The 22,429-nt window shown below is 72.3% G+C and carries 16 protein-coding genes; 4 read left to right on the top strand and 12 right to left on the bottom strand.

Going from position 1 to position 22,429, the window contains the following annotated elements; genetic code table 11:
- Positions 1-427 precede the first annotated feature (427 nt).
- Both ACFC1T_RS28815 and ACFC1T_RS28810 read right to left on the bottom strand, forming a co-directional pair.
- Positions 428-1,189 carry a TIGR03936 family radical SAM-associated protein gene (locus ACFC1T_RS28815; RefSeq protein ID WP_375893117.1) on the bottom strand — a complete coding sequence of 254 codons (762 nt, stop codon included), beginning with the start codon at positions 1,187-1,189 and terminating at the stop codon, positions 428-430.
- 221 nt (positions 1,190-1,410) lie between these two features.
- Positions 1,411-3,339 (bottom strand): TIGR03960 family B12-binding radical SAM protein, encoded by a 1,929-nt coding sequence (locus ACFC1T_RS28810; RefSeq protein ID WP_375893116.1) that lies wholly within the window; start codon positions 3,337-3,339, stop codon positions 1,411-1,413.
- Positions 3,340-3,792: 453 nt separating this feature from the next.
- Here ACFC1T_RS28810 and ACFC1T_RS28805 point away from each other — a divergent pair, with 453 nt between their 5' ends.
- Entirely contained in the window at positions 3,793-5,100 is a 1,308-nt protein-coding gene (locus ACFC1T_RS28805) for a M14 family zinc carboxypeptidase (RefSeq protein WP_375893114.1), read from the top strand.
- A gap of 111 nt (positions 5,101-5,211) precedes the next feature.
- Here the strand turns inward: ACFC1T_RS28805 and rodA are convergent, their stop codons facing one another.
- From rodA to ACFC1T_RS28765, 8 genes are all read right to left on the bottom strand, one after another.
- The gene (gene rodA, locus ACFC1T_RS28800; protein WP_375893113.1) at positions 5,212-6,411 is read right to left on the bottom strand and encodes a rod shape-determining protein RodA; all 1,200 of its coding nucleotides are present in this window, start codon (positions 6,409-6,411) and stop codon (positions 5,212-5,214) included.
- Positions 6,408-8,738, bottom strand: coding sequence for a penicillin-binding protein 2 (gene mrdA, locus ACFC1T_RS28795; protein ID WP_375893111.1), 2,331 nt, complete (start codon positions 8,736-8,738; stop codon positions 6,408-6,410). Before mrdA ends, rodA begins: the two co-directional genes overlap by 4 nt.
- 63 nt (positions 8,739-8,801) lie before the next feature.
- Positions 8,802-9,446 carry a rod shape-determining protein MreD gene (gene mreD, locus ACFC1T_RS28790; protein WP_375893109.1) on the bottom strand — a complete coding sequence of 215 codons (645 nt, stop codon included), beginning with the start codon at positions 9,444-9,446 and terminating at the stop codon, positions 8,802-8,804.
- A 3-nt stretch (positions 9,447-9,449) separates the two neighbouring features.
- On the bottom strand, positions 9,450-10,403 hold the full coding sequence (mreC, locus tag ACFC1T_RS28785; RefSeq protein ID WP_375893107.1) for a rod shape-determining protein MreC: 954 nt from the start codon (positions 10,401-10,403) through the stop codon (positions 9,450-9,452).
- A gap of 98 nt (positions 10,404-10,501) precedes the next feature.
- Positions 10,502-11,527 (bottom strand): rod shape-determining protein, encoded by a 1,026-nt coding sequence (locus ACFC1T_RS28780; RefSeq protein ID WP_317621116.1) that lies wholly within the window; start codon positions 11,525-11,527, stop codon positions 10,502-10,504.
- 330 nt (positions 11,528-11,857) lie between these two features.
- The gene (gene ndk / locus ACFC1T_RS28775; protein ID WP_375893106.1) at positions 11,858-12,271 is read right to left on the bottom strand and encodes a nucleoside-diphosphate kinase; all 414 of its coding nucleotides are present in this window, start codon (positions 12,269-12,271) and stop codon (positions 11,858-11,860) included.
- Between the two features lie 92 nt (positions 12,272-12,363).
- The gene (locus tag ACFC1T_RS28770) at positions 12,364-12,717 is read right to left on the bottom strand and encodes a DUF4233 domain-containing protein (RefSeq protein ID WP_375893104.1); all 354 of its coding nucleotides are present in this window, start codon (positions 12,715-12,717) and stop codon (positions 12,364-12,366) included.
- Position 12,718: 1 nt separating this feature from the next.
- Positions 12,719-14,110, bottom strand: coding sequence for a bifunctional folylpolyglutamate synthase/dihydrofolate synthase (locus ACFC1T_RS28765; RefSeq protein WP_375893102.1), 1,392 nt, complete (start codon positions 14,108-14,110; stop codon positions 12,719-12,721).
- A gap of 230 nt (positions 14,111-14,340) precedes the next feature.
- On the opposite strand from ACFC1T_RS28765, the gene ACFC1T_RS28760 reads away from it, so the two are divergent.
- The 3 genes from ACFC1T_RS28760 (at position 14,341) to ACFC1T_RS28750 (ending at position 18,703) form a co-directional block, all read left to right on the top strand.
- Positions 14,341-15,774, top strand: a complete 1,434-nt coding sequence (locus ACFC1T_RS28760; protein ID WP_375893101.1) for a glycosyltransferase family 2 protein — start codon at positions 14,341-14,343, stop codon at positions 15,772-15,774.
- 43 nt (positions 15,775-15,817) lie between these two features.
- On the top strand, positions 15,818-16,990 hold the full coding sequence (gene wecB / locus ACFC1T_RS28755; RefSeq protein ID WP_375893100.1) for a non-hydrolyzing UDP-N-acetylglucosamine 2-epimerase: 1,173 nt from the start codon (positions 15,818-15,820) through the stop codon (positions 16,988-16,990).
- Positions 16,991-17,152: 162 nt separating this feature from the next.
- Complete coding sequence (locus ACFC1T_RS28750) at positions 17,153-18,703, top strand: chitinase (RefSeq protein ID WP_375893098.1); 1,551 nt, start codon at positions 17,153-17,155, stop codon at positions 18,701-18,703.
- 18 nt (positions 18,704-18,721) lie between these two features.
- Here ACFC1T_RS28750 and ACFC1T_RS28745 read toward each other — a convergent pair whose 3' ends face one another.
- Positions 18,722-19,246: a hypothetical protein gene (locus ACFC1T_RS28745; RefSeq protein ID WP_375893096.1), complete on the bottom strand. Its 525-nt coding sequence runs from the start codon at positions 19,244-19,246 to the stop codon at positions 18,722-18,724.
- Between the two features lie 377 nt (positions 19,247-19,623).
- Positions 19,624-22,260: a valine--tRNA ligase gene (locus ACFC1T_RS28740; RefSeq protein WP_375893094.1), complete on the bottom strand. Its 2,637-nt coding sequence runs from the start codon at positions 22,258-22,260 to the stop codon at positions 19,624-19,626.
- Positions 22,261-22,429: the final 169 nt, after the last annotated feature.

Below are 22,429 nucleotides of genomic sequence, written 5' to 3'. Positions count from 1 at the left end.
ATCTCCCGTCAGGCCCCCGGGCTCCACATCCGGGCACGGCACGGCACCAGTGGGCGGCCGGCATCGCGAGGATGCTCGGGCCGGACCCTTTGACGGTGCCGCCGTGCGGACGCGAGGCCGCACAGGGGCTCGTAGTCTCGCTCGGCGCCCCGCGTTGCGCGGGGTGTCGAAAGTCTTCTGGTCTGACCAGTCTTCTGAGTTTTTCCCAAGCTGAGCCGTCCCCCAACCCCGGGTGGCTCCCGGACGGGGTCCCGAGCCCACCGACCGTCGTGGTCGGCGGGCCCCGAGTGGCCGGCCTGTGCTGCGACGACGCTCGCTCCCCTGGGGAGCCGCGGCAACCCTGGAGGACCGTCGGGCCCAGTGAGGCACTGGACCCGGCCTCCGCCCCCTAGGCGGACGCGGTAGCGCGCGGCCTGCCGGCCGTTTCTCAGCCGGCCGGGGCCGCGGCGCGGTCGAGCGCCAGCGGGTCGGTCACCGTGCCGGACTCCTCATCGAGCGGCCCCTGCGCCAGCCTGGTCACCTCTGCGGGGACCGGCGGCGCCAGGTCGGCCGTCGCACGGAGACCGGACAATACGTCGTCGGGTCGTACGGCGGGTGTGGCGTGTCGTACTACCAGGCGCAGTATCGCACAGGGACGGCCCGTCCGAACATCGCGGCCGTTTCCGACCGCCGTGTCCGCACCGCCGTCGACCTGCGGCTCGACGGCGACGAGCGCCGCCACCGCACCGCGCGCGTCGAAGACCCGCACGCCGTTCTTGGTCCGGCGCTCGACCTCGACCTTCTCCTCGGCGAGGAACGCGCGGACCGCCTCGGCGGCCTCGGCCGGCTCGACGCCGTCCAGGCGCACCAGCCACTCGGAGGCCTCCAGGCGCTCCACGAAGTTGGGCGTGCGCACCTCGACCGCGTCGATCACGTCCAGGCCGTCCGGCAGCGACTCGTCCAGCTGCGCCCGCAGCTGCTCCGGGTCGCGCGCGGCGGCCAGGCCGATCTCCAGGTACTCCGCCTCGCTCGCCACCCCGGTCGGGGCGGCGTTGGCGTAGGACACCTTCGGGTGCGGGGTGAAGCCCGCCGAGTAGGCCATCGGAACGGCGGACCGGCGCAGGGCGCGCTCGAAGGCGCGCTGGAAGTCACGGTGGCTGGTGAAGCGGAGCCGGCCGCGCTTGGTGTAGCGGAGACGAATCCGCTGCACCGTCGGCGCGGGCGGCGGACCGTCGGGCGTACGGCGTGCCAGGGTCGCTCAGTCCTTAGTCAGTTCTCCCCGTCCGGCGCGGCGCAAACCCGCCACTGTCCGGACTCTGTCACCCCAAAGGGTACGCGCCCCGCCGCCCCGCTCGCTCCGCCCCTGGTCAGCCGCCCACGACCGACCCCCGCCCGGAACACTCCGGACGGGGGTCGAGAGCCCTGCGCCGACTACTTGTTGACGACCGTCAGCGGCAGCATCTTCTTACCGGTCGGGCCGATCTGGATCTGGGTGTCCATCTGGGGGCACACGCCGCAGTCGAAGCACGGCGTCCAGCGGCAGTCGTCGACCTCGACCTCCTCCAGGGCGTCCTGCCAGTCCTCCCACAGCCAGTCCTTGTCGAGGCCGCTGTCCAGGTGGTCCCAGGGCAGCACCTCCTCGTAGGAGCGCTCGCGGGTGGTGTACCAGTCGACGTCGACGCCGGTGCCGGCCAGGCCCTTCTCGGCGGAGAGCATCCAGCGGTCGTACGAGAAGTACTCGCGCCAGCCGTCGAAGCGGCCGCCGTCCTCGTAGACCGCGCGGATGACCGCGCCGATCCGGCGGTCGCCGCGGGAGAGCAGGCCCTCGACGATGCCGGGCTTGCCGTCGTGGTAGCGGTAGCCGATGTTCTTGCCGTACTTGCGGTCGCCGCGGATGGAGTCGCGCAGCTTGGCCAGGCGGGCGTCGGTGGCCTCGGCGGACAGCTGCGGGGCCCACTGGAACGGGGTGTGCGGCTTGGGCACGAACCCGCCGATGGAGACGGTGCAGCGGATGTCGTTCTGGCCGGTGACCTCGCGGCCCTTCTGGATGACGTTCTTCGCCATCTCGCCGATCTGGAGCACGTCCTCGTCGGTCTCGGTGGGCAGGCCGCACATGAAGTACAGCTTCACCTGGCGCCAGCCGTTGCCGTAGGCGGTGGCGACGGTGCGGATCAGGTCCTCCTCCGACACCATCTTGTTGATCACCTTGCGCATGCGCTCGCTGCCGCCCTCGGGGGCGAAGGTGAGGCCCGAGCGGCGCCCGTTGCGGGACAGCTCGTTGGCGAGGTCGATGTTGAAGGCGTCGACACGGGTGGACGGCAGCGACAGGCCGATCTTGTCCTCGGTGTAGCGGTCGGCCAGCCCCTTGGCGATGTCACCGATCTCGGTGTGGTCGGCGCTGGACAGCGACAGCAGGCCGACCTCCTCGAAGCCGGTCGCCTTGAGCCCGCGCTCGACCATCTCGCCGATGCCGGTGATGCTTCGCTCCCGCACGGGGCGCGTGATCATGCCGGCCTGGCAGAAGCGGCAGCCGCGGGTGCAACCGCGGAAGATCTCCACGGACATCCGCTCGTGCACCGTCTCCGCGAGCGGGACCAGCGGCTGCTTGGGGTACGGCCACTCGTCCAGGTCCATCACGGTGTGCTTGGACACCCGCCACGGCACGCCCGGGGCGTTCGGCACGACGCGGCCGATCCGGCCGTCGGCCAGGTACTCCACGTCGTAGAACTTCGGCACGTACACCCCGCCGGTGCGCGCCAGGCGCAGCAGCAGTTCGTCGCGCCCGCCCGGGCGGCCCTCGGCCTTCCAGGCGCGGATGATCTCGGTGATGTCGAGGACGGCCTGCTCGCCGTCGCCGATCACCGCGCAGTCGATGAAGTCCGCGATCGGCTCGGGGTTGAACGCCGCGTGGCCGCCGGCCAGGACGATCGGGTCCTCGTCGGTGCGGTCCGCGGCCTCCAGCGGGATGCCGGCCAGGTCGAGCGCGGTCAGCATGTTGGTGTAGCCGAGCTCGGTGGAGAACGACAGCCCGAACACGTCGAAGGCCTTGACCGGGCGGTGGGCGTCCACCGTGAACTGCGGCACCCGGTGCTCGCGCATCAGTGCCTCGAGGTCCGGCCAGACGCTGTAGGTGCGCTCGGCCAGCACCCCCTCGCGCTCGTTCAGCACCTCGTAGAGGATCATGACGCCCTGGTTGGGCAGCCCGACCTCGTAGGCGTCGGGGTACATCAGCGCCCAGCGGACGTCGCAGGCGTCCCAGTCCTTGACGGTCGAGTTGAGCTCGCCGCCGACGTACTGGATCGGCTTCTGGACGTGCGGGAGGAGTGCCTCCAGGCGTGGGAAGACCGATTCGACAGTCATGTACTAGGAACCCTTACGACGTGATTCGGTGCCGCGATTCGGCACGGGAGGGGTGACCCTCAAGGGTAGCCCAATCCGGGGAACGGCCCGTCCGGGACGGTTGCCCGCCGGTGCGCCCCGGCGCGATCCGCACCCGCCGGTGACCGCCCCGGCACGCGCGGTGCGCGCCCGCCGCCCGGCCCCGTCCGCCGTTGACACGCCCGGAACGCCCGTGCGGTACTGACAGGGCCCTGCCCAAGGCCCTGCACCCCTTCCGGAGACGGGAGTTGGGTCGTACGCTCGGCCAACGCCGACTCCCCGGCGGCCCGCTCGCCCCAGTACGCCCTCCCCCGTCCCCGCGCGGCCCCCTCACCCCGGCCCCGCGGAGCCCGTCCCCCCGGCCCGCAGGCCGCGTCCGGCGGCGCGGCACTCCCGCGCGCCCCGGCGGCCGTACGACCGGTCGCAAGGAGAACCATGACCGACACCGGTCGGCGGGTCCGGCCCCTGGCCCTGCGCGCCCCCGACGCCCGGCCGGCCCGCTACCCCACCGCGGCCCAGGCGGAGAGCGCGGCCCGCCGCCTCGCCCTGCGCCACCCCGACCGCTGCCGGCTGCGCGAGGTGGGCCGCTCCCGGGCCGGGCGCCCGCTGCTGCTGCTCTCGGTGGACCGCGGGCCGCGCGCCGCCCTGGTGGTCGGCGGCCCGCACCCGAACGAGCCGATCGGCACCGCCGCCGCCGTCCGGCTGGCCGAGGTGCTGCTGGAGCGCCCCGCCCGGCCCGGGCTGTCCTGGCACCTGCTGCTCTGCCTGGACCCGGACGGCGCCGCCCTCAACGCCGGCTGGCTGGACGGCCCGCTCACCATGCGCCGCCACTACGAGCACTTCTTCCGCCCCGCCTTCGAGGAGCAGCCCGAACTGCTGCCCGCCCCCGGCTCCGGCCGCCCGCCGATGCCGGAGAGCCTGGCGCTGACCGGACTGATCGACGAGCTGCGCCCCTTCCTGCAGTGCTCCCTGCACGGGGTGGACTTCGGCGGCGCCTTCGTCCAGCTGACCGGCCCGGTGCGCGGCCTGGCCGAGCGCTTCGCCCGCTCCGCGGACCGGGCCGGCATCCCGCTGGACGTGGACTCCTACGACGCGGTCGGCTGGTCCAGCCCCGCCCCCGGCACCTATCTGATGCCACCGCCCGGCAGCACCGGCACCCCCCGGGCGCTGCCGGACGAGCCCGAGCTGTCCACCTGGTCGTACGCGGCCCGGTACGGCGGGGTGACCGCCGTCCTGGAGGTCCCGATGTGGGCCGTGGACGCGGTCGGCGACGCCCGGGTCCATCCGGCCGGGCCGCGGGCCGTCGGCGAGGCGGCCCGCGAGCTGACCCTGCGCACCGAGCAGCTCGACGCGCTGCTCGCCCGCGTCCCGGCCCAGGCCCGGGAGGCGTACGGCCCGCTGGTGCGCACCGCCGAGTTCAACCTGGCGGTGGCCCCGCGGATGGCCGCCGAGTGGCTGGAGCTGTGGTGCCCCGGCCCGCTGAGCGCCGCCCGGGCGACCACGGCCGGGCTGGTCGCCGCCCGGCTGCCGCTGCGGGTGGCCTCGATCCTGCTGCGGCTGCTCGCCGACGCCCGCGGCCCGGCCGCCGAGGCCACCCGGGAGCGCGCCCGCGCCGTCGTGGCGGACAGCCTGGAGCGGCTGCGGCACCGCTTCGGTGCCCGCTGGGTGCCGGTCCAGGAGCAGCTGGCCCACCAGACCCGGGCGGTCCTGACCGCCGCCGACTGCCTCTTGCATCCTGCCTGACGATTCGTCAACTCTCTTGCGGGGCAGGGAGAAGGGCCGGTCCGAAGGGATCCGGACCGGCCCCGGGAGCCGAACACTCAGGGAAGCCGAAGGTTCAGGGGAGCCGACGGCTCACGCCGCTATCGGCCGCTGGCTGCGCACCGCCTGGAGCAGCCCGATGCCGATCCAGACCGCGAACATCGAGGAGCCGCCGTAGGAGACGAAGGGCAGCGGGATGCCCGCGACCGGCATGATGCCCAGGCACATCCCGATGTTCTCGAAGGCCTGGAAGGAGAACCAGGCGATGATGCCGGCCGCCACGATCGTCCCGTACAGGTCGGTGGCCTGGCGGGCGATCCGGCAGGCCCGCCAGAGGATCACGCCGACCAGCGAGATGATCGCCAGCGCTCCGACGAAGCCGAGTTCCTCACCGGCGACGGTGAAGACGAAGTCGGTCTGCTGCTCCGGCACGAACTGCCCGATGGTCTGGGTGCCGTGGAACAGCCCCTTGCCGGTCAGTCCGCCCGAGCCGATCGCGATCCGGGCCTGGGCGGTGTTGTAGCCGACGCCGTTGGGGTCGAGCTGGGGGTTGGCGAAGGCGGCGAAGCGGTCGATCTGGTACTGGCTGAGCAGCCCGAGCTTCCAGATCGCGATGCTCCCGCTGACCCCGAGCGCCAGGATGCCGAGCACCCAGCGGTTGGCGGCGCCGGAGCCGAGCAGGATGCCGAGCACGACCGCGGACATCACCATGACCGACCCGGCGTCCGGCATCAGCAGCACCAGGCCCATCGGCAGGCAGGCCCAGACCAGGCCCCGGAACACCGCCCGGTGCGAGGGGAACTCCCGCTCCCCCGCGTCGACCTGGTCCGAGAGCACGACGGCCATCGCCAGCAGGATGGCGACCTTCGCGAACTCGGCGGGCTGGACGGAGAAGCCGCCGCCGAGCTGGATCCACGAGTGGGCGCCGTTGACGGTCGAGCCGATCGGGCTGAGCGTCGCCATCAGCAGCAGGATCACGCCGACGTAGACGAAGGGCACCAGGGTGCGGACCCGCCGGGCTCCTATCGCTATCACCACGGCGCACAGCACCAGGCCGATCACGAAGTTCGTCAGGTGCCGGTAGAGGAAGTACTGCGGGTCCCCGTGGGTGAGGTTGTCGCGCCCGCGGGTGGCCGACCAGACCAGCAGCGAGCCGACGAGCGAGAGGGCCAGGCCGGCCAGCAGCAGTATCCAGTCCAGCCGCCAGAGCGGGGAGTCCTTGGCCAGGGCCTTGGAGACCCCGCTGCGCTGCGGGCTCAGCCGCAGCTGCCGGTACGAGCCGTAGGAGGTCATGCCCGTCCCCTTCCCGGGCGGTTCGGTTCGAGCGCGGCGGCGTCGGCCGCGGTGTACGCGGCCGGGCTGCCGGCCGGGGGCGCCGGGTCGAGGAAGGCCGCCGCCGGGGCGGCGTCGGGCAGGGCCGGGTCCACCAGCGCCGGGGCCACCGTCGCCGGGGCCGCGGCGGACACCGGGGTGAGCTGCGTGGCGGCGGCCCCCCGGTCCGCACCGGCGTCGTACGAGGCCGGCTTGATGATCGCGGTGCCGTCCGGGTTGAACTTCGGCAGCTGGCCCTGCGGCGCGGGCAGCAGCGCCTTGCCGTTGTCGATGTTGCCCTTGTCGTCCACGCCGTACAGCGCCTGGTAGATCCGGCGCACGGCGTCGCCGGAGCCGCCGGAGCCGGTGCCGCCCTGGCTTATCGTCATGACGACCGCGTAGTCCTTGCTGTACGTGGTCAGCCAGGAGGTGGTCTGCTTGCCCTCGACCTCGGCGGTGCCGGTCTTGGCGTGCAGCTCGATCTTGTTCTGCGGCCAGCCGGCCCCGGCGAACTTCCAGGCGGCGGTGCCGCTGGTGATGACGCCGGCGGTGGCCTGGTCGATGTAGCTGAGCAGCTTCTGGTCGCCGGGGAACTTGGCGTCCTCGTGCGGGGCGATGTCGCGGACGAGGTCCCCGCTCGGGCTTATCACCGCCTTGGCGATGGTCGGCCGGTAGAAGGTGCCGCCGTTGGCCAGCGCCGAGTAGATCCGGGCCATCTGGACCGGGGTGACGAGGGTGTCGCCCTGGCCGATCGCGAAGTTGACGGCGTCACCGGCGCGCATCTGGTAGCCGTCGACGCAGTTCTCCCGGGCGATCTGGTCCGAGAAGCTGTTGCCGCCCTTCTGCGCCTGGGCGCACCAGGCGTCCTTGTTGTTGTCGTAGAAGGACTGCTTCCACTGCCGGTCCGGCACCCGGCCGGGGACCTCGGCCGGCAGGTCGATGCCGGTCTTGGCGCCGAGGCCGAACTCGTGGGCGGTCTTGAAGAACCAGTCGCCCGGGTTCTTCGGCTTGATGCCGCCGTCCTTCATCCACTGGTCGTAGGCCAGGCCGTAGAAGACGGTGTCGCAGGAGACCTCCAGCGCCTTCTCCAGGGAGATGGAGCCGAAGTTCTCGCTCTCGAAGTTCTTGAACTCGCGGCCGCCGATGGTGAGGCTCTTGGGGCAGGCGTAGGTGCCGTCCAGCGAGTAGCCGGCCTGCACGGCGGCGGTGGTGGAGACGACCTTGAAGGTCGAGCCGGGGGCGGACTGACCCTGTATGGCGCGGTTCAGCAGCGGGAAGTTGGAGTCCTTGCTGGTCAGCGACTGGTAGTCCTTGCCGCTGATGCCGCCGACCCAGAGGTTGGGGTCGTAGGTGGGGGCGCTGGCCATCGCGACGATCCGGCCGGTGTGCACGTCCATCACGACGGCGGCGCCGGAGTCGGCCTCGTAGTTGCGGTTGGTGACCTTGTCGAAGGTGTTCCGGGCGTCGTTCATGGCCTGCGCCAGGTTGTCCTCGACGACCTTCTGCACCCGGGCGTCGATGCTGGTGACCAGGTTGTCGCCGGTCTGCGGGGCGACGGTGCCGGCGGTGCCGATCACCCGGCCGAGGTTGTCGACCTCCAGCTTGGTGATGCCGGCGGTGCCGCGCAGGTCGCGGTCGTACACCGACTCCAGGCCGGCCCGGCCGATCTGGTCGGCCGGCAGGTAGCGGTCCAGGCCGCTCTTGGCGGCGGTCTTGCTGACCTCGTCGTCGGTGACCGGCGAGAGGTAGCCGAGCACCTGGGCCATGTTGGCGCCCTCGGCGCCGGTGTAGCGGCGCACGGCGGTGGGCTGCGCGGTGACCCCGGGGAAGTCCTCGCGGCGCTCCATTATCTGCATCGCCTGCTGGGTGGTCGCCTCCTTGGTGACCGGGATCGGCTGGTAGGGAGAACCGTTCCAGCAGGGCTGCTGGGTCTTGGCGTCGCAGAGCCGGACCTTCTCCTGGACGTCCTTGGCGGGCATCCCGAGCACGTCGGCGAGCCGGCCGAGCACCCCCTTGCCGCCGTCCTTCTGCTGGAGCAGCGAGGTGCGGCTGACGGACACCACCAGCCGGGTCTCGTTGCCGGCCAGGATCCGCCCGGAGGCGTCCAGGATCTCGCCGCGGACGGCCGGTTCGACCACCTCGCGGATGTGGTTGCCGGTCGCCTTGGCGGTGTACTCCTTGGCGTTGCGGATCTGCAGGTACCAGAGCCGTCCGCCCAGGGTGGCGAGCAGCGACAGCACCAGGATCTGCAGCACCACCAGACGGATCGTCACCCGCCGGGTACGGCCGGTCTCGGGGATGTTGCTCACGTCTCGTGCGCTCCAGGGGTGCGGGAGGGTCAGGAGGTCTGGGGGCGGGCCTGGACCGGCCGGTTACGGGCGCCGGGCGAAGCCGGGCACGCGCCGCTTCTTGTACGCCGGGCCGCTGGAGACCTCGCGCGTGGTGCGGTAGCGGGCCAGCGATCCCAGACCCAGGCCCGGCCCGCTCTCGTCGTCGTCGGCGGCGGTCACCGGGTCGCGGCCGAAGCGGCGGCCGAGCATCATCACCAGCGGCACCACGAACGGGGCCAGCAGCAGGTCGTACAGCAGGGCGCTGACCACCAGGCCGCCGAGGCCGACGTGCCGGGCCGCGGTGTCGCCGACCAGGGCGCCGACCAGCGCGTACAGCAGGGTGGAGGCGATCGCCGCGGCGCCGACCACCAGCAGCGCGCCGGAGACGGAGCGCTGGCGGCCGTGCTCGGGGCGCAGCAGCCCGGCGGCGTAGCCCATCAGGCAGAGCACCAGGGCGTAGCGGCCGATCGCGTGGTCGGAGGGCGGTGCGAGGTCGGCCAGCAGGCCGGCCGAGAAGCCGACCAGGCAGCCGCCGGTCGGCCCGTAGACCATGGCGAGGCCGACCACGACGAGGAGCAGTATGTCCGGGGTGGCTCCCGGGAGCTGGAGCCGGCCGAAGACGCTGACCTGGAGGATCAGGCCGAGCAGGATCAGGACGGCCGAGACGGGGATGCGGGCGAGGCGCATGGCTCAGTTCCCCCCAGTGGGCTTGGCGGGCGGGGCGGCGGGCGCGGAGCCCTGGGGCTGGGCGGGCGCGGCCGGGGCCTGGCTCTGCCCCGGGGTGGGGGCGGGCGGCAGCACGGCGTCGCGCGGGTCGGTGCGCGGGGGCACGACGACCACGCCGACCAGGTCCAGTCGGGTGAACTGGACGAAGGGCTCGACCAGGACGGTCTTGGTCAGCTGGCCGGCGTTGGCCTGGACCTCGGTGACCTTGCCGACCGGGACGCCGGGCACGAACGGGCGGCCGCTCTGCGAGCCGAAGGTGACCAGCCGGTCGCCGGTCTTGACCTGGGCCTTCCCGTTGAGCAGGGAGACCTTCATCGGGCTGTCGCCGCCGCCGGAGGCGAAGCCGATCTCCCCGCTGCCCTCCAGCCGGGTGCCGGCCGAGAAGCCGGGGTCGGAGGCGAGCAGCACGGTGGCGGTGGTCGGGCCGACGGTGGTGATCCGGCCGACCAGGCCCTGGCCGTTGATGACGGTCATGTCGCGGGTGAGGCCGTCGTCGCTGCCGGCGTCGACGGTGATGGTCCAGGAGAAGCCCTGGGCCGGGCCGATCGCGATGACCTGGGCGGCCTTGACGGTGTAGCCGCCGGCGCCGGCGGTGCGCAGCAGGTCGTCCAGCTGCTTGGTGCGCCCGGTGGCCATGTCGGAGGAGGCGAGCTTCTGCCGCAGTTCGGTGTTCTCGCGGGCGAGCTGGTCGGTGCGGCCGCTGTCGGTGGCGGCGTCGCGGAAGGCGCGGACGGTGTCCGCGACCGGGTCAACGACGGTGGCGGCGCCGCGCTCGACCGGGCCGAGGACCTTCGCGGCGGCGTGCCGGGCCGGGCCGAGCGGGGAGTCCTCACCGCCCTTGATGTCCACGGTGATGAGCGCGAAGGCGACGGCCACCAGCAGGATGAGCAGCAGCCGGCTCTCTCGTGTGTCCCTCACGGTGCTGGTACTGCCCCTTCGTACCTGGCGACCGCCCGGGGCTGTGGGGCCCGGGCGGCGGCCCGTTCAGTTGAGTGTCGGATGGTGTCGTCGTGGTGCTAACGGCGCGGCGAGGCGTCCAGTACCTGCTGGAGCGCCTCGAACTCCTCGACGCACTTGCCGGAGCCGAGCGCGACGGAGTCGAGCGGGTTCTCGGCGATGTGGATCGGCATGCCGGTCTCGCGGCGCAGCCGCTCGTCCAGGCCGCGCAGCAGGGCGCCGCCGCCGGTGAGCACGATGCCGCGGTCCATGACGTCGCCGGCCAGTTCGGGCGGGCACTGGTCGAGGGTGGTCTTGACCGCGTCGATGATCGAGTTGACCGGCTCGTCGATGGCGGCGCGGACCTCGGCGGCGGAGATGACGACGGTCTTGGGCAGTCCGCTGACCAGGTCGCGGCCGCGGATCTCGGCGTGCTCGTCCTTCTCGCCCTCCATGCCGAAGGCGCTGCCGATGCTCATCTTGATCTGTTCGGCGCTGCGCTCGCCGAGGAGGAGCGAGTACTCCTTCTTGATGTGCTGGACGATCGCGTTGTCCAGCTCGTCGCCGGCCACCCGGATGGACTGGGCGGTGACGATGCCGCCGAGGGAGATGACGGCGACCTCGGTGGTGCCGCCGCCGATGTCGACGACCATGTTGCCGGTGGCCTCGTGGACGGGCAGGCCGGCGCCGATCGCGGCGGCCATCGGCTCCTCGATGATGTGCACCTGGCGGGCGCCGGCCTGCGAGGAGGCCTCGATGACGGCGCGGCGCTCGACGCCGGTGATGCCGGAGGGCACGCAGACCACGACCCGCGGGCGGGCCAGGTAGCGGCGGCGGTGGATCTTGAGGATGAAGTAGCGCAGCATCCGCTCGGTGATCTCGAAGTCGGCGATCACGCCGTCCTTGAGCGGGCGGATGGCGACGATGTTGCCGGGCGTGCGGCCGATCATCTTCTTGGCCTCGGCGCCGACCGCCAGGATGCCGCCGGTGTTGGTGTTGACCGCGACGACGGACGGCTCGTTGAGGACGATCCCCTTGCCCCTGACGTACACCAGCGTGTTGGCTGTTCCGAGGTCGATCGCCAAGTCGCGGCCGATGAAGGACAGGTTGCTCGCCATGGGGTGTGGGTGCCTTCCCGGGCTCGGAGTTCTTGGGGGGTGGACGGATGCGCGCCCACGCTTGGGCGGAGACCGGCTGAGCTGCCGTACCGGGCCCTTGAGTCGCGTCCATCGTAGTCACGCCGCACGGCACGGACATCGACGCGGGGCATACCGTCCATTGTCCGGAGCGTGATCGCTTCTCCGAGCATTGGGACGCCGTGTCGGCGTTCCCAGTTCCCTATTTCACGATAAGAATGCCCCGGCCGGGCCAATGGTCCCGACCGGGGCGGTACCAACGTCCCTGCCGGGGCGTGGCATCCGAAGACGGACTCCGCGTCAGGCGTTCGCGGGGAAGAAGATCTTGATCTCGCGCTCGGCGGACTCCGGGGAGTCGGAGGCGTGGATCAGGTTCTCGCGGGTGATCGTCGCGTAGTCGCCGCGGATGGTGCCGGAGCCGGCCTCCAGCGGGTTGGTGGCGCCGGCCAGCATCCGGATGCCCTTGACGACCTCCTCGCCCTCGACGATCAGCGCGATCGACGGACCGGAGGTCATGAACTCCAGCAGCGGCTCGTAGAACGGGCGGCCGACGTGCTCGGCGTAGTGGGTCTCCAGGGTCTCCCGGTCGAAGGTGCGCAGCTCGACCGCGGTCAGCTGCCAGCCGGCCTTGCGCTCGATGCGGCTGATGATCTCGCCCGCCAGGCCGCGGCGGACGGCGTCGGGCTTGAGCAGGACGAGAGTGCGCTGGGACACGGTGCGTCTCCTGGTGATCTGGTACGACATGCGGTACGGGGCAGAGGTTACCTTGCGTGAACGACCGGTCGGTTGCGCCCACCCGGCCGGGGTCAGGCGGCCTGGGCCTGCGCCTCGGTGGCGGCGGCGCGGGCGGCCTTGAACTCGTCGACCTTGCGGCCGTAGTGCACCGAGCACCACCACAGGCCGGCGAAGACCACGCCGAGGCCGAACATGGTCGGCAGGACGAAGCCGCTGGCGATCAGGCCGATCTGCAGCGCCCAGCCGATCTGCACCGCGCCGGGGCGGTTGATCATGCCGCAGAGCGCGATGCAGAGCGCCATCGCGATGCCGCTGACGATCCACACGGTGGCCGTCGAGACGCTGGAGAGCTGCATCGCGACCAGCGCCGCGAAGAGCACCAGCAGCGCCTCGCCGATCAGCGTCGAGGAGCAGAGCGTCCTCATGTCACTTCCTCCCGAGCAGCAGGCGGGCCTCGCCCACCGTGATGACCGAACCGGTGACCAGGACCCCGGCGCCGCCGAGGTCGCCCTCCTCCTCGGCCAGGGTGACGGCCGCGGTGATGGCGTCGTCGAGGCGGGGCTCGACCTGGACGCGGTCGTCGCCGAAGATCTCGACGGCCAGGGCCGCGAGGGCGTCCACGTCCATGGCGCGGTGGGTGGAGTTCTGGGTGATGACGACCTCGGCCAGGATCGGCTCGAAGGCCTCCAGCACGCCGGCCACGTCCTTGTCCCCCGAGGTGCCGATCACGCCGACCAGGCGGGTGAAGCCGAAGGACTCGTTGATCGCGGCGACGGTGGCCCGGGCGCCGTGCGGGTTGTGCGCGGCGTCCAGGATGATCGTGGGGCTGCGGCGGACGATCTCCAGGCGGCCCGGCGAGGAGACGCCGGAGAAGCCCTGGCGGACCTTGTCGACGTCCAGCTGGCCGCCGCGGGCACCGCCGACGCCGAAGAAGGCCTCGACCGCGGCCAGCGCCAGCGCCGCGTTGTGCGCCTGGTACTCGCCGTGCAGCGGGATGAAGACGTCCTCGTACTCCTCGCCGCCGAGCCCGCGCAGCGTCACCAGCTGGCCGCCGACGGCGAGCTCACGGCGGATCACGCCGAACTCCATGCCCTCGCGGGCGACCGTGGCGTCCACCTCGACGGCCCGGCGCAGGATGACCTGGGCGGCGTCCAGCTGCTGCTGGGCGACCACGGCGACGGCGCCGGACTTGATGATCCCGGACTTCTCGACCGCGATCTCGCCGGTGGTGTTGCCGAGCTTGTCGGTGTGGTCCAGCCCGATCGGGGTGATCACGGCGACGGCGGAGTCGATGACGTTGGTGGCGTCCCAGGAACCGCCCATGCCGACCTCGACCACCCCGACGTCCACCGGGGCGTCGGCGAAGGCCGCGTAGGCCATGCCGGTGAGCACCTCGAAGAAGGACATCGGGACGGGCTGCGCGGCGTCGACCATCTGCACGTAGGGCTCGATGTCGCGGTAGACCTCGACGAAGCGCTCCGGGCTGATCGGGGCGCCGTCCAGGGTGATCCGCTCGGTGACGCTCTCCACGTGCGGGCTGGTGTAGCGGCCCGTGCGCAGTTCGAAGGTGTTGAGCAGCTGCTCGATCATCCGGGCGGTGGAGGTCTTGCCGTTGGTGCCGGTGATGTGGATGGAGGGGAAGGACCGCTGGGGCTGGCCCAGGATGTCCATCAGCGCCTCGATCCGGTCGAGCGAGGGCTCCAGCTTGTTCTCCGGCCAGCGCTTGGAGAGCTCCAGTTCGACGTCGCGCAGGGCGTCGCCGGTGCTGTCGTCGGAGGGGCGGAGGGTGTACGGATTCGGGTCGGCCTTGTCGCTCACGTCCACAGTCTACGGAGCGGCGGCGGCCCGTCCTCACAGGGCGAGGGGAACGGCGCCGACGGGATCGCGGCGGGGTGGGCGCGGGGTGAGAACGGCCACTTTGCCCCGTCTTTGCCCGGCTTCTTGAGTTTGCTCCCTTTACTATCGATTCAGTGAGTTTGTACGGCAATGGAGCATCGATTCGCAACCCACAGGAGCTGACAGCCTTTGATCACGAGGAGCACTGCGCCATGCCCGACGCCCTGCACGACTGGATCGTGCTCCGCCAGGATGCCGTCGTCTGGTTCGCCGGACTGATCTCCCTGGCCCTCGTCGGCTACATGGCCCTCGTCTTCGGACGCTTCCTCGTGTACTGGGCCGGCTCCCGCCACGCCTTCCGGCACAGCCGCCCCGCCCCGCCCGGCGACCCCGCCGCCCTCCAGTGGCACCTGGTCATCCCCTGCCGCGACGAGGAGGCCGTGGTCACCCAGACCCTGGACGGCCTGCGGACCAGCGCACCCGAGGCCCACCTCTGGGTGATCGACGACGACAGCGAGGACGCCACCCGCGAACTCGTCCTCGCCGCCGCGGCCCGCGACCCGCGGATCCACCTCGTCCAGCGCCGCCGCCCGCACGCCCGGATCGGCAAGGGCGCCGCGCTCAACGCCGCCTACCGCGAGATCTCCGCCTGGCTCCCCGAGTCCACCGACCGCTCCCGGGTGGTCATCGGCGTGGTCGACGCCGACGGACAGCTCGACCCCGGCACCCTCGGCCAGGTCTGCAACCCCAAGGCCCTCGGCCGCCCCGACACCGGCGCCGTCCAGATCGGCGTCCGGATGCGCAACGCCGACGACGAACGCCCGCTGCCCGGCCGCGGCCGCACCGCCAACGCCCTCGCCCGCGCCCTGGTCCGGATGCAGGACGTCGAGTTCCAGGCCAACAACGCCGGCATGCAGCTGCTGCGCCGCCGCACCGGCAGCGTCGGCCTCGGCGGCAACGGCCAGTTCGTCCGGCTCACCGCCCTCGACTCGCTCACCGCCGAGGAGGGCCGGGCCGGCCGCCCCTGGCCCGAGCGCGCCCTGCTGGAGGACTACGAGTCCGGCCTCGACCTGCGCCTGGCCGGCTGGCGGCTCACCCACGTCACCGAGGCCCAGGTCTCCCAGGAGGGCCTGGTCTCGCTGCGCCGCTTCCTCACCCAGCGCACCCGCTGGGCCCAGGGCAACATGCAGTGCCTGCGCTACACCGGCCGGGTGCTGCGCTCCCCGCACTACCCGGCCGCCGGCAAGGCCGAGGTGCTCTACACCTTCCTCCAGCCGGTGGTCTGCGTCCTGCTGGTGCTGCTCTTCCCGCTCTCGCTCGTCATCACCACCGCCGGGCTGGTGCTCTTCCCCGCCGAGACCGCCGACTTCCAGCTCCGGTTCGGCCCGTGGATGCTGCTCGCCTTCGTGCTCGCCACCCTGCCGATGGTGTTCTGGGGCCTCGCCTACCGCAGGGCCGTCCACCCGGACCGCAGCCGGCTCACCGGACTGCTCTGGGGCGTCCTGGTGTGGCTGTACGCCTACCACCTCTTCGTGGTCGCCGCCCGGGCCGCCGTCCGACTGCTGCTCGGCCGCAACGGCTGGGCCAAGACCCGGCGCAACGCCGAGAAGGTCGCCGTCGGCGCCCCCACCGCGCTCGAGTCCTGAGCCCCCACTCCCCCACCCCGCGTCGTCCTCCCGGAGCCCCCGCATGAGCACGTGCCTGCCCCCGAACAGCGTCGCCGTCGTCCTCGGCACCCGCCCCGAGCTGGTCAAGCTCGCCCCGCTGATCCACGAACTCGGCGACGCCACCCGGCTGGTGCACACCGGCCAGCACTGGGACGAGGCGATGTCCGGCCGCTTCCTGCGCGACCTCGACCTGCCGGAGCCCGAGCTGCTCACCGGCGTCGGGGGCCGCCCCCGGGCCGGCCAGATCGCCCAGTCCCTCGGCCAGCTGGACGCCGCCTTCGCCGAGGACCGCCCCGCCGCCGTCGTCGTCCAGGGCGACACCAACGCCACCCTCGCCGGAGCGCTGGCCGCCAACGCCCGGGAGATCCCGCTGGTGCACGTCGAGGCCGGGCTGCGCAGCTACGACCGGGCGATGCCCGAGGAGCACAACCGGGTGATGGTCGACCACGTCTCCGACCTGCTCTGCGCCGCCACCGAGGACAACGTCGCCAACCTGCGCGCCGAGTCCCTCGACCGGGGGCGGATCGAACTCACCGGCAACACCGTGGTCGAGGTGGTCCGCCGTCAGCTGCCCGACGCCGCCACCCGCGCCGCGCTGCTCGCCGCGCACGGGCTGCGCCCGGACGGGTACGTGCTGGCCACCGTGCACCGCCCGGAGAACACCGACACCGCCGAGGCGCTCGGCGCCGTGCTCGCCGAGCTGGACCGGATCGCCCGGGCCGGCACCCCGGTGCTGTTCCCGATGCACCCGCGCACCCGGGCCGCCGTCGAGCGCTTCGCACTGGACGCCCTGCTGGAGCGCCTGGCCGTCACCGAGCCGGTCGGCTACGGCGACTTCCTCGGCCTGGCGAGCCACGCGGCGCTGCTGGTCTCCGACTCCGGCGGCGTGCAGGAGGAGTGCACCGTGCTCGGCCGTCCGCTGCTGGTGGTGCGCCGCTCCACCGAGCGCCCGGAGGCGGTCGACGCCGGCTTCGCCGCGCTGGTGCGGCCCGGCGAGGAGCTCGGCGAGCTGGCCCGCGGCTGGCTGTCCGACACCCCCGAGCGGCTGGCCCGACTGGCCGCCACCCCGAGCCCGTACGGCGACGGCCGCGCCTCGGCCCGGATCGCCGCGCTGACCGCCGCCCTGGCCGGACCCGCCGGGAGCACCGGGAGCACCGGGAGCGACGCCGCCCAGGACGCCCCGCTGGCCGCGTAGGGCCTCTTGACAGCCGGATTGGTCTACTCCACCTTGTGAGGCAAGTCTCCGTTCCCGACCGGGACTTGAGTTGTCGGTAGCTCCCGCACGCGCACCATCGACACCCCGGACGGCACTGACCCCACCCAGCGCCGCCGGGCCTCCCCCACTGGAGATGGAGTCATGCCACCTGCCCGACACCGGCGCCCGCGCGCCCTCCACCCGCTGCTCGCCGGCACCTGCGCCCTCGTCCTCGGCCTCGGCGGGCTCGTCCTGGCCGACGGCACCGGCGCACACGCCGCCGACACCGACCTGATCACCAACGGCGGCTTCGAGACCGGCGACCTCTCCGGCTGGACCTGCTCCAACGGCACGGTCCGGAGCGCCGGCGCCCACTCCGGCCGGTACGCCCTGCAGTCCACCCCCGCCGGCTCGGACACCGGCGAGTGCACCCAGACCGTGTCGGTGAAGCCCTCCTCCTCGTACACCCTGAGCTCCTGGGTCCAGGGCTCGTACGTCTACCTGGGCGCCCGCGGCACCGGCGGCGGCGATCCGAGCACCTGGACCCCCGGCGGCACCGGCTGGAGCCAGCTGAGCACGAGCTTCACCACCGGCCCGGGCACCACCAGCGTCACCGTCTACCTGCACGGCTGGTACGCCCAGCCTGCCTTCCTCGCCGACGACGTCACCCTGCTCGGGCCCGGCGGGCCGCAGCCCTCCCCCAGCCCGACGGCCACGGCGACCGCCACCGGCACCGCCTCACCGAGCCCGACGGCCACCGGCACGGGCACCGGCACGCCCACCCCCACCGGCACGTCCACCCCGACCAGGCCGCCCGGCCTGCCCAAGCACGTCCTCACCGGGTACTGGCAGAACTTCGACAACGGCGCCACGGTGCAGCGGATCAGCGACGTCCCGGCCGCCTACGACATCATCGCGGTCGCCTTCGCCGACGCCACCGCCACCCGCGGCGGCCTGGGCTTCACCCTGGACCCGGCCCTGTCCACCAAGCTCGGCGGCTACACCGACGCCCAGTTCAAGGCCGACATCGCGGCCAAGCGGGCGGCCGGGAAGCGGGTGGTGCTCTCCGTCGGCGGCCAGAACGGCACGGTCTGGGTGGGCGACTCCGCCTCCGCCGCGACCTTCGCCGACACCGCCTGGGCCCTGTTGCAGAACTACGGCTTCGACGGGATCGACATCGACCTGGAGAACGGCATCGACTCCACCTACATGGGCCAGGCGCTGCACTCCCTGGCGGCGCGGGCCGGCAGCGGGTTCGTCCTCACCATGGCGCCGCAGACCATCGACATGCAGTCGACCGGGATGGAGTACTTCAAGCTGGCGCTGAACGTGAAGGACGTCCTCACCATCGTCAACATGCAGTACTACAACTCCGGTGCGATGAACGGCTGCGACGGCAACGTCTACTCCCAGGGCACCGAGGACTTCCTCACCGCCCTGGCCTGCATCCAGCTCAAGGGCGGACTGCGGCCCGACCAGGTCGGGCTCGGGGTGCCGGCCTCCACCAGCGCCGCCGGCGGCGGCTACACCGACCCCGGCACGGTGAACAAGGCGCTGGACTGCCTGGCCTCCGGCACCGGCTGCGGCAGCTACCGGCCGGACACCGCCTGGCCCGGCATCGGCGGGGCGATGACCTGGTCGACCAACTGGGACGCCAGGGCGGGCAATCCGGTCTCCGCCACCATCGGCGCCCACCTGCACGCCATGCCGTGAGCCGCCCCCGGGCCGGGGTCAGACCCCGGCCCGGGCCTCCGGGACGTGCGCGCAGCCGCCGTGCCGGCGGCGCAACTCGGCCGTGATCTCGGCCAGTTCGCCCTCGGGCAGCAGCGGCAGCATCATCGCGACGCCCTGCAGCAGACCGCCGAGCAGGAAGGTGGTGTCCGCCGTCGCCGCGACCAGGCCGCGGACCTCGGCCACCCGGCCGTCCGCGACCGCCTCGATCAGCTGGGCGGCGTTCGCGCTCTCCTCGTCCACCTGGACGGCGCCGCCGTCCAGAGGGGCCCGGCGGGCCATCGCCCGCAGCACCCGGTCGCCGACCTCGGGGGCGTACGCCTTGCGGACGGCCTCGGCGGCGATCCAGGTGAGCAGGGCGGTCACCTCCCGCTCGGCGTTCTCCGCCAGCAGCAGGTCCAACTCGTGGTCGAACGCGAGCTGGTTGCCGTGGCGGAAGGCGAGCAGCAGGGTCGCCGCCCTGGCCTTGGCCTCCTCGACCGCCTCGGCAGGCAGTTCCTGGGCCAACTCCTCGGTCACCACCACGCCATGCCTCCCGTCCGTCGCTCAGCAGGAACGCTCAGCAGAAACACCTTCGGAAACTCCGAGCACACCGTACACATCCGACCTGAAAACTTCCGCGAACGCGCGCGGGCAAGACCGGAATCAATTCGCTCGGAATAGGACCTCACCCGGTCCAGGATGAATATTCGCCGGAAGGGAGCAATGTTGCTGCTCTATTAGGCGTAGTGACCGTCCCGCCGGGCCCGCCGAAAACGGCGCGCCGCAAACGAACGCGCCGCAACCAGCGCGCCCGAAGGAGCACGCCGGAAGGAGCACGCCGAGAATCGGGCACGCCGGGGAACGCCGAGGGGCCGCACCCCGCGCGTCGCGGAATGCGGCCCCCCAGGGGCGGTGCGGGCTCAGCCCTGCGGCAGCGCCGCGAGCTGGGCGGTGATCCGGGCGATGTCGGCCTCGGCGGCCTCCTGACGGCCCCGGATCTTGGCGACCACCTCGTCCGGCGCCTTGGCCAGGAAGGCCTCGTTGCCGAGCTTGGCGGTGGTCTGGGTCTTCTCCTTCTCGGCGGCCGCGAGGTCCTTGGCGAGGCGCTTGCGCTCCGCCGCGACGTCGATGGTGCCGGAGAGGTCCAGGGCGACGGTGGCACCGGCCACCGGCAGCGAGGCGGTGGCCGCGAAGCCCTCCTCGGGGACGGTCAGCCGCAGCAGCGAGCGGATCGCGTCCTCGTGGACGGCCAGCACGGTGCCGGCCAGCTCCAGCTGGGCCGGGACGCGCTGCGCGGGCTGCAGGCCCTGGTCCGAGCGGAACCGGCGGACCTCGGTGACCACCTGCTGCAGCGTGGCGACCTCCGACTCGGCGGCCGCGTCGCGGTAGCCGCTGTCCTTCGGCCACTCGGCGACGACCAGCGACTCGGCGCCGGTGAGGGTGGTCCACAGCGCCTCGGTGACGAACGGGACGACCGGGTGCAGCAGCCGCAGGGTGACGTCCAGGACCTCGCCCAGGACCCGGCGCGAGGCGTCGGCCTGCGGGCCGCCCTTGGCCAGGGTGGTCTTGGAGAGCTCGACGTACCAGTCGAAGACCTCGTCCCAGGCGAAGTGGTACAGCGCGTCCGAGAGCTTGGCGAACTGGTAGTCCTCGTACAGCCCGTCCACCTTGGCGACGGTGGCGTTCAGCCGCGACAGGATCCAGCGGTCGACCGCGGTCATCTCCTCGGGCGCCGGCAGCGGGCCCTCGGTGGTGGCGCCGTTCATCAGCGCGAAGCGGGTCGCGTTCCAGATCTTGTTGCAGAAGTTGCGCGAGCCCTTGACCCAGTCCTCGCCGATCGGCACGTCGGCGCCCGGGTTGGCGCCGCCGGCCAGGGTGAAGCGGACGGCGTCGGCGCCGTAGGCGTCCATCCAGTCCAGCGGGTCCACCGCGGTGCCGGAGGACTTCGACATCTTCTTGCCGAACTCGTCGCGGACCAGACCGGTCAGCGCGACGGTCTTGAACGGCGCCTCGCCGTCCATCGCGTACAGGCCGAACATCATCATCCGGGCGACCCAGAAGAAGATGATGTCGTGGCCCGTCAGCAGGACGTCGGTCGGGTAGAACTTCTCCAGGTCGGCGGTCTTCTCCGGCCAGCCCAGCGTGGAGAACGGCCACAGGCCGGAGGAGAACCAGGTGTCCAGGACGTCCGGGTCCTGGACCCAGCCCTCGCCGGTCGGCGGCTGCTCGTCCGGTCCGACGCAGACGACCTCGCCCTCGGGGCCGTACCAGACCGGGATCCGGTGGCCCCACCAGAGCTGGCGCGAGATGCACCAGTCGTACATGTTGTCGACCCAGTCGAAGTAGCGGCGCTCCAGCTCCTTCGGGTGGATCTCCACCTTGCCGTCGCGGACGGCGTCGCCGGCGGCCTTGGCCAGCGGCTCGACCTTGACCCACCACTGCAGCGACAGCCGCGGCTCGACCACGGTGTGGCAGCGCGAGCAGTGGCCGACGGCGTGCATGTACGGGCGCTTCTCGGCGACGATCCGGCCCTGCTCGCGCAGCGCGCCGACGACGGCCGAACGGGCCTCCATCCGGTCCAGGCCGAGGAAGGGGCCGTGCACGGTGATCGCACCGCGCTCGTCCATCACCGTCAGGTTCGGCAGGCCGTGGCGCTGGCCGATGGCGAAGTCGTTCGGGTCGTGCGCGGGCGTCACCTTGACGGCGCCGGTGCCGAACTCCGGGTCGACGTGCTCGTCGGCGACGACCGGGATCTCCCGGTCGGTCAGCGGCAGCTTGATGGTCCGGCCGACCAGGTGCCGGTAGCGCTCGTCGTCCGGGTGGACGGCCACCGCGGTGTCGCCCAGCATCGTCTCGGCCCGGGTGGTGGCGACGACGATCGAGTCGTCACCGTCGCCGTAGCGGATCGAGACCAGCTCGCCCGGCGTGTCCTCGTGCTCCACCTCGATGTCGGACAGCGCGGTGAGGCAGCGCGGGCACCAGTTGATGATGCGCTCGGCGCGGTAGATCAGGCCGTCGTCGAACAGGCGCTTGAAGATGGTCTGGACGGCCTGGGACAGGCCCTCGTCCATGGTGAAGCGCTCGCGCGACCAGTCCACGCCGTCGCCGAGGCGGCGCATCTGGCCGAGGATGCGGCCGCCGTAGCTCTGCTTCCACTCCCAGACCTTCTCCACGAAGGCCTCGCGGCCCAGGTCGTGGCGGGAGAGACCGGCCTCGGCGAGCTGCTGCTCGACCTTGTTCTGGGTCGCGATGCCCGCGTGGTCCATGCCGGGCAGCCAGAGCGTCTCGAAGCCCTGCATGCGCTTGCGGCGGGTCAGCGCGTCCATCAGCGTGTGCTGGAAGGCGTGACCGAGGTGCAGGACGCCGGTGACGTTCGGCGGGGGGATGACGATCGTGTACGCGGGCTTGTCGCTCTTCGCGTCCGCGGTGAAGTAGCCACGGTCCACCCAGCGCTCGTACAGCTCGCCCTCTACGTCCGCGGGGGTGTAGGTCGTCGGGAGGGTTGCCGCATCGTCCCCGGTGGTGCTCACGGGGCGCTGGTTCGTCGTGTCGGTCACGACGCACAGTTTACGTAACCGTGGGCGCTGGTTACGAACCGCTTTCGGTCCGCGGACTCGGCCGGTCCGGGCGCTCCCGCCGCCGGTGCCGTGCGGTAGCGTGCCCGGGCACTCGTCCGGGTGACCGGGCGTGCACGGACATACCCATACGAAGATCGGCCGCGAGTGC

The sequence above is a fragment of the Kitasatospora sp. NPDC056076 genome (assembly GCF_042266305.1).
Taxonomy (GTDB): domain Bacteria; phylum Actinomycetota; class Actinomycetes; order Streptomycetales; family Streptomycetaceae; genus Kitasatospora.
Note: the sequence above shows the minus strand (reverse complement) of the source record. Positions and strands in the feature narration are given on the sequence as shown.